At 51.6% G+C, this 8,098-nt stretch carries 8 protein-coding genes; 1 reads left to right on the top strand and 7 read right to left on the bottom strand.

Annotated elements, in window-relative coordinates:
* Positions 1-206 precede the first annotated feature (206 nt).
* A complete protein-coding gene (locus tag ACRZ91_RS21975; RefSeq protein WP_480908615.1) occupies positions 207-1,136 on the bottom strand; it encodes an SdiA-regulated domain-containing protein in 930 nt (309 codons plus the stop codon).
* 182 nt (positions 1,137-1,318) lie between these two features.
* On the opposite strand from ACRZ91_RS21975, the gene ACRZ91_RS21970 reads away from it, so the two are divergent.
* Positions 1,319-2,077, top strand: a complete 759-nt coding sequence (locus ACRZ91_RS21970; protein ID WP_480908613.1) for a hypothetical protein — start codon at positions 1,319-1,321, stop codon at positions 2,075-2,077.
* Here ACRZ91_RS21970 and ACRZ91_RS21965 read toward each other — a convergent pair whose 3' ends face one another.
* The 6 genes from ACRZ91_RS21965 to ACRZ91_RS21940 form a co-directional block, all read right to left on the bottom strand.
* Complete coding sequence (locus ACRZ91_RS21965) at positions 2,078-3,019, bottom strand: metallophosphoesterase (RefSeq protein WP_170782360.1); 942 nt, start codon at positions 3,017-3,019, stop codon at positions 2,078-2,080. It abuts the gene before it with no gap.
* Positions 3,009-4,442 (bottom strand): hypothetical protein, encoded by a 1,434-nt coding sequence (locus ACRZ91_RS21960; protein WP_170782359.1) that lies wholly within the window; start codon positions 4,440-4,442, stop codon positions 3,009-3,011. The genes ACRZ91_RS21965 and ACRZ91_RS21960 overlap by 11 nt, the downstream gene beginning before the upstream one ends.
* Positions 4,443-5,226: 784 nt before the next feature.
* Positions 5,227-5,400 (bottom strand): hypothetical protein, encoded by a 174-nt coding sequence (locus ACRZ91_RS21955; RefSeq protein WP_170493938.1) that lies wholly within the window; start codon positions 5,398-5,400, stop codon positions 5,227-5,229.
* Between the two features lie 401 nt (positions 5,401-5,801).
* Positions 5,802-6,416 carry a hypothetical protein gene (locus tag ACRZ91_RS21950; protein WP_170782357.1) on the bottom strand — a complete coding sequence of 205 codons (615 nt, stop codon included), beginning with the start codon at positions 6,414-6,416 and terminating at the stop codon, positions 5,802-5,804.
* Between the two features lie 55 nt (positions 6,417-6,471).
* Positions 6,472-6,771 (bottom strand): hypothetical protein, encoded by a 300-nt coding sequence (locus ACRZ91_RS21945; protein ID WP_171237080.1) that lies wholly within the window; start codon positions 6,769-6,771, stop codon positions 6,472-6,474.
* A 363-nt stretch (positions 6,772-7,134) separates the two neighbouring features.
* Positions 7,135-7,434, bottom strand: coding sequence for a hypothetical protein (locus tag ACRZ91_RS21940; RefSeq protein ID WP_170790054.1), 300 nt, complete (start codon positions 7,432-7,434; stop codon positions 7,135-7,137).
* Positions 7,435-8,098: the final 664 nt, after the last annotated feature.

Genomic DNA, 8,098 nt, shown 5'->3' with positions numbered 1-8,098 from the left:
AGCATGATTGAGCATGTTAAAACCCAATCCTATTACGAGGTTTGAATGTCTGAGCTTACCGGTACTCAAATTTGATCACGACTGGTGCTTTCGAGATACACAGCGACCAGAGCGCAGATTTACTTAATACGCTGCACATACGACGGCGCTCAATTACACAACCCCGCATTTTAACCATTTAGAGTAGAGAACTAGTAGGACAGTCCTCACAACTCCGGTTGCTCAAAAACATAAAGCCGCGATTTCTTAGCATCGTCTGTCAGGATATAGAGAAGCCCTTTGGCCTCATCGAGAGCGATTCCTTCGGGATGTTTAACTTCCTTTTGTTTTCCATCTTCTGTGAACATCAAGCGGATAGGCTTCACGGACTTGGACTCTGGATTGTAGACGAAGATCTGACGGCTTTTGTCACTCACAATCCAAAGAGAACGTGAGGACCGGGACCATGCCAGGCCACTCAAATCCAGTTCATCATCCTTTACGCGATCAGACATAAAACCAGATTCGCGATCCAAAGGGATGATTTCCTCAATCTCAGTCAGCTCTGGTGATAATACCAACAACAGCCGCGGCTGACCTTCGATAACCACGAATACTCGGCCGGTGTCCGGATCGACGGTGATGCCCTCAGGTCCCTTGTTCAATGGATTGCCGACGAGCATCTCAGCAGCGGCAGAGTAACCCTTGAGGGCAGCAAGTCGAACTGTTGTCAGTTGAATGGGGTCGGTCGGGTGGAGGACTAGAATTGATCGATCAGTTTCCTGAAGCACTAAAACAGACCCATCTTTTCGTGATACGACACCCTCCAGATCTGATCCCGACGACGAAGGCAGCTTGAAAGAGTTTCCCAGTACCCCGTCTATTCCAAGTAGGTGCAGTTTAGGTTCAGCGTCGCTGACTGACCACAAGAAGCCCTCAGCGTTGGACAGAGACAATCCGGAAGGCTCCGAGAAGCCGTCCGATTTATCCGCCACCTTGAAGGAGTCGACGAGTGTCAAGCCAGGACTCTCGGCATGGGCGAGCTCGCTCCATGCCAGAAATGCAACAGTAGCGCTTGCAAATGAAGCCAGTGTCCCAAGCTTGAGGAAGCACCGTGAAAACCCAAGTTTCGACCGAGGCAACTTGTGTTCTGACATTGGATTTTCTCGCGCTTGGACCATATCCACGTATCAGCGTTCGTATCACAGTCCGGATGCGATGTCCGAAGAATGCACGGAAATCTCTTTACCTTATCCCGCCTGTTGCGATTGAATTGAATGGGGCACGATGTGCATTTGGTGAAGCGTAAGCCTTCGAAGTGAGCAGGAAGGAAGACAAGTTGAACAAGACTTTCCCACTCATGGCCGTGCTATTGATGGTGCTGTTGCCAGGCGCTGCGGTGTCACAAGTCGACCCCGCGACCATGTTGGCCGGTACTTCGGAGTCAGAAGTACTTATCGAACGACGTTGGATACAGTTTCGGGGCAAACAGGAACTGTTTTTCTTTACTTTCGACGTCATCGTAACTGTCATATTGACTGGACTGATCGTTTATCACCCTGTGAGGCGGAGAGCCCGCAGAAGTGTCAGTGATATCATGATGCCGAGGCTGTTCTTCTTATACGCGCTTGTCGGCATGGCGGTTGGATTCTTGGTAGTCCAGCACGGATCAATGATCGGGTTCGTGATCTTTGGAATAGGAGCCCTGTTGAGGTTCCGATCAAATATGGATGACCCGGTCGACACGGTGGAAATGATTATAGTGACCGTGCTTGGGCTCGCGGTAGGGCTGGGCTTGCCCTTGATGGCCACACTGGTGGCGGTTGTATGTTGGTGTTTCATTTGGCTCGGTGGGCGGAACAAGGGCGTGGAAATTTCGCTCAAGGCTTCAGACGAAGAGCATTCATTGAAAGTCAGCGGAGACATTGAAGCCATGGCCGCAGACGCTGGCTGGAAGCTGGTCAGAAAACACCACGTTCCTGGCAAATCTCGCGTTTCTTTGCTATTCATTACCTCGGGCGGACTTTCAGAAGCTCGGATCGAAGAGATGGTAAACGATCTGGTCCCTGAAAAAGTTGAGCTGAAACTCAACCTCTAGTCATTTCACAAGGTCTAAGCGCTTCAAAACCGCATTTGGGGATCTGATCTCTTTCGGGAGCGACTTGAAGTTTACCGACCTTTCGAAATCAGGCCCTCGATATACCGCTATCCCAAACTCTCCGTTCGGCTGGAACGTAACATGAGTGAAGCTGTGAGGTGATCTGGCGCTATCGCCAATAAGCCGCCGCGGGCCACCCCCCAAACAAGCTTGAGAGACATAAGCCACACCGTCTTTCCAACCGGGGTAGAAGGCATGATGGTGGCCTGACAGATGCAGAACTACGCCGCTTTCCAGGTAGATTTTTTCAAGTGTCGGGTCACCGATGATTTCGCGTTCGCGCTTGATCGCGAATGGCCAAAGAGGGAGGTGACTGAAAGTGACAATCGGGTCTCCGTTTGCCCCCAGTTCCTCAAGTCGGTCCTGCTGGTCGCCGGATAACGGCCCTAGGGTCGTAGCATCCAAAGATGCAAACGTTACGCCCTGCATTTCAAACGCGTAGAAGAAAGGATAGTCATCTGAGAGCAGGAAATCGACATCTGGCTTTCTTGGTGTCCATTCCTTCGCATAAATTCTTCTTTCACGCTCGAACCCGCGATAGGCAGAAGCGTCGTGGTTTCCGGGCGTGACCGCAAATGGAATTCCGGCAGCCGCTAAAGGATCGGATACGGCCTCGTGAAACGCCTTCCACATCTCCCTGACCTGTTTGTCTGACAAGTTGGGAATGCGCTGTCCCGCGACCATGTCGCCCGTCGAAATCACCAGATCGGGATCAATCTCGATTATCCGCTCAATCGCTTTGTCGACGCGAGGAGAATACACCACCGAACCGTAGCTGCCATTCAGATCCGATATGACGATGACATCCAACGCCGCCGCTTTACAGGCTAACAGAGCGGTCCAAATGAACGCCGCAATAAGGGCAGAACGCTTACGGGTCATTACAGTCTAATGCCGCCACCTCGGTGTCGTTTCGCAAAAAGAATGCGACAGGGTTCAAGTCGAACATCAAATCACCACTAGAACAATTGTTCTGTAGGATGGACGTTGCCAACGCGGTGTTTTTCACAACTTGGGCAATCTGCCTATCTGACAACCCTAGGCTCTGCGACAACCAGTCATAAATAGCACCTCGTGTTTGAAGGTCACTATTCAACGCAACCAAGCGCCGGTACGTGCTTGGAGAGAAGTGCCGCATTTTCTCCAGCATTTGAGTGGATTTCGCGAAGTTGGCATACTCGACCCGCCCTCCAGCATCGTTGTCGTTTAGATTGCTGCGGCGGATCAATAATGCGTCGGCGGGAATATCTCCATCGTTTGGCTCATGGTGCTTGGCTTTCTTATGCTTCAGTTTTCCGTCTTCGACCCAATACCAATAGGGTGTGAAGTCTATGTTTCCCACGCGGTCCTGCTGGCTAAAGATGAAATCGAGGAGAACAATCTCCGTAATTTCTTGCATCCAAAATGTCATCTGTTGATCACTGACATCAGGACCGAGATCCTTGTTGATCTGCCGGTCCTTTCTGCCTTCTTTAACGCCCTCTTCAATAGCCTCTGGCAGGGGTTTTGAGGAACGCAAAGCCAAGAAAGCAGGCGTTTCCTGGAAATCACGGTTTTGGCCTTTCCCCCAACCAGACTTGCGGGTGCCGTTGATTTCCGAGCCGTATCGATGCCCAGGACTATCAAGCAGTACACCGTATATTTGCGTTCGATCCGAGGTGAACAGATCATCGGTTGGTTGGTATGAGTTTGGGTCGGCATCCGCAGCCGCGAAGACCCGCCAGCCTTCATGGTTCATGCGCCCGCCATGAGAGCCGCCAGAAATCACAAGACCAGGCTCTGCGACTTCGGAAAAATGCGCTTGGGCGTCCATGCTACGCCAAACGGCGACTGGAACTTTGACAGTCGTGTCAAAATACCTAGAAAAATGATAGTAAAGCAGCGACGAGGTGGAAAATGTTCCACTGGTGCCCTTTTGGTTCATGGTGGATTTGAATTTGGCTACCCTGTCCTTGGCCAGATCTTTTGCCGCCTTCCCCTCTTTGCAAGCGTTTCTCTCGAACTCAGAACGGTTCCCCTTGTAGGGTCCTTCCGAAATATCGTAGACGGCCATTCCTGGACTGGTACTCCAGGTTTTTGGGCAAATAGCGATCTCGGAGGCATAGAAATCGATCTCGCAATAGGCCGTTTCTTCCTCAAGATCGCTTTTCTTATACTCGCCCGTAGGAATTTTTTCGATCCTAATACAGCGTTCAGTGACGCCATTGGGACTCTCAAATGTCGTGGCTTCACCAAGAACATCGTCGTTCGCCAACAAGACAGTGGGTGCGATGAAAGCAAGTGACCCTAGAAGACTGAGCTTCATTTGGATAGTCCTCCCAATATCATTTAGGGCAAATCGCTGTCTGTTGTTCGGTGGAGATTTTTAACTTTGGGTCGACACTGAAGTTGGAGAACTTTGAGTCAATCCACTTGTCGCATCCGCCTGAACAAGGCGCCCCGTTTCGGGCATCATTCCAATATTCCTTGGCCCTTTCTTCCGTCCAACCGCAAAACTGAACGAGCGCCATTGCCGACAATGCACCCGAGGAATGAACGCCCCACATGCAGTGTACCAGAACAGGGCCCTTTCCAGGGTTTTCAATCACCTCGTGTATGGACGCCATGACAGCACTGGGTCGGGAGGATCTGGCGCTTTGATAGTCGAAAGATCCGTTTCCGCAACTTGTGCGGCCGTATTCGGTGTTCTTGCCGAAGTCTGCGTAAAACCCGGTTGAAAACCCTTCATCGCAAAGGGTCTCGCGTTGAACTTTACTCAGACCCGTTCGATCCTTGTCGCCGCCTTTGAAACCAGAGCGATACAATACTCCGCTTAAGACTGGGCGAAAGAAAGCGACGCCATCAACACCTCCGTCACCACCCTTTGAAAGCATTTGACTGTTGCTTGGGCCACCGTTTCGACTGGTTACGTCAGAATTCGCCGCGGTTGCCAGAACACCAATGAATATGAGGGACGTCAAAAACCGCATGCCAGCTCCTTCCTATTTTTCAGCCTGTTATGCTCAAACTCTTCCCACTTGGTAATCTATTGGAGCGGCTCATTCTCAGCAGCCGTATCAAGTGCGGGATAGACTTTCCGACCTGAAGCTTTAAATCGGCCACACCAGATTGATGATAAAGACGACCACGAAGTAGGCCAGAAAAACTTTCCAGTTCCATTGGTGTTTGCTTTCTTCGTTGATCACGCCGGACGACTTCAATGCCAGGTTTGTGACAATCAGAGCGACAACGATGACCGCCGCATGTGCCAGATCAAAATGCATACTAGTGCTCCCTATTGCGGATGTTAGATCGATGAAAATGTGTCAGCAGTCACCTGATGGCAGCATAGCTACATCTGAGTACCTTCCCTCAGATGTTGTGATCCGAGCACATGCACCAGTATCCGTGTTAAACCAGTACGAGGTGAGCCCTTCGCTTCGGATGAGTTCAAATCCGAGACTCTGGATGCCCATTTCAGCCTGTCCCGCTCTTGCCCCTTCAAATGACGAAAGATCGCTAGGGCTGCCCACAGTTGGTGCACTTGCATCCACTGATCCGCTACTCTCGTCGCATGCTACAAGCGCAGTAATACACGTCGTGCCGATCACCAATAGGACCTTGGGATTCATCTGTGTTTCCCTCGCTTTTTTGGACTAGCGTTCAAGGGTTTCTGATTGATCACCTATTCGATTCCGAAAATGACGTTGTAGTCGACGGAAGAGTTGCTGCGATTGATAACCTCCACAGCATGATCACCGGATTGCCAAAGCTGTCCTCGATACTCCTTGTCCGCCGACATCAATCCCAACAGTTCAGAACCATCGGGGTTACGAATGACGTAGTCCAATGATCCATTTCGCGGAGCAACGCGGACGTAAAGAAACTGTTCGTTCTTTGCACCGAGAAGGTATTGCTGCGACGCTCCGGGCGCGAGTTGGCCGACAAGTTCAGCGCCAGTGGAGCCGGCATCGAATTTGACACGTTGGCTACCGGTAGAACCGGCGGCGCCTGCCATGGCGCCACCGCCATCATCCATCGCCTCGACAACCGACATCTCGCCAATGCTTCCATCCTTGTACGCGATACAGCGCCAGAGTGTTCCGCCTGCGTCACGTAGCATGACGAGCGTACCCGCTTCCGAGAACTCTGAGCTTTCAATCGTACCTGATTGACCGTCTGGTCCTCCAACCTGCCGCAAATGATCAATACACGCATCGTCGGCGTCTGACATGGCCAGCGCGGCTGTTCCGCTGATCGCAAGTACAGGAGTGAGAAGGTTCATTAGGCTACGTTTCATAAGCAGGTCCTCTTTTCGTCTATCCTTGATGTTCTGTTCCTCGTGGGCAGGAACCTTATTTCGCATCCCTCAACTTTGATAGAAATTCATCACATGCCTGTGCGCTGCCGACGACCTCGTCTGTCGTTTCAATTCCTTGCAGTGATGCCATCTCGGAATTTACGCGATTGAGGATCTGATCCGCTTGCTCGGGGGTGATCAGGTTCTCTGCTTGTGCTCCTTTCAATGTGGTGCAGACACCGGCGGACAAGCCTGTCGCAACGCCGACACCCACCGCGGCCCCGCCACCTAAGGTCATCGCCCCAACTACGCCGAGGACGAGCCCGATCACAATACCCAAGATCACTTTTCCCATGTTTTCCTCCCTTTTGGTGAGAATAAGCGCGGCTTTCACTACCGGCGCAAACCAGGTGCCCATCTGCAAATCAAGACCAGCGCTAACAGGTTGAGCACCGGTGCGAGCGCCGCGAACCACGGTTTGGCCGACTCTGAGATCGAGTCCGCTACAAGTATCCAAGGTAGTCCCAACGGCAGAAGGAACACCCCGGACAAAGGGTCTCTTTCCTGTCCCAACCAGCCAAATGTGCCCGTCAAGAATGCAATCAACGCCAACAGGTAAAGGATCGCGAATACAATGATAGTGGTTCTACAAACCAAGTCGAGCCTCAGCAAATCAAGCCAGTGCTACGCAGCCGTTTTCGGCTACGCAGCAGACTGGTCACAATGCGCCTTCGTCGCCCAGGAACTCGATACCAGCTGTCGTGCCATCACTGTAAGCAATGCAATTCCAAGGAGCACGATCCTCGCCAACGCCTACAGTGACCTGTGTCCCCGCCTCGCTAAACGCGGATGAGAGCACCACGACTTGCGAATTGTTCGTTGTGCTGGCTACATCTCGCAAACACGCCTGCTGAGCGGGTGTGAGTTCGGCGGACGCACTGGATGTACTCGTATCGTCGCAGGCCGCAAGCAGTGCGAAACAAGTTGCGCCCGCAATCATCACCATCTTTTTAGACATTTTCTTCTCCCTCTGGTTCCGTTGAAATTGGTGAAATTGGATGGCTTGTTTGAAGTTCTCGCGTCAGAGCAGGCTATGAAACATACTTCGGCCCTGTAACTTCCCTTCCCAACAACTTGTCGCGGGGGGTGGCGGGCGGAGCTATATTACTTTGACAACCGAGACCGCCGACAACGTGTGAAGGCTGAATGACGACAATGGCAGAAGCTCGAGCGAATTCTGGAGGTAGGCCGAGTACACTAAGTATAAGCATCGCGTCCTCCCAACGCTCAATCATTGTAAAGTGCCTTCCGACCGCCAGCACTCACTCCAGCGGCCGGTAGGGCCCGACAAGTCGGGCGACAGCGATCACAACGGAGGTAAAATGAAAGTTGTGTCAAATTCACATGTTTGAATCTAATTTTTAATAAATCAACATTTTTTCCGCGCGTAAACTTCATTACGCTCTCGTACGATAGGCGTCTGCCCTCAAACAAAAAGGTAGGTGGGAGCACCCACAAGGGCGAATGTGTTCTTTTGGGTCGGCGAGGCGTTCTGAGGTCGCGCAGAAACCAAGAAAGGATTGAAAAATGGGATTTGGTGAAGCCGTTAAGACGTGTTTTTCGAAATACTTCCAGTTCTCTGGTCGGGCTTTACGCTCAGAATACTGGTGGTTCTTCTTGTT

The sequence above is a fragment of the Ruegeria sp. O11 genome, assembly GCF_056535285.1.
This window is presented reverse-complemented; position numbering and strand designations above follow the sequence as displayed.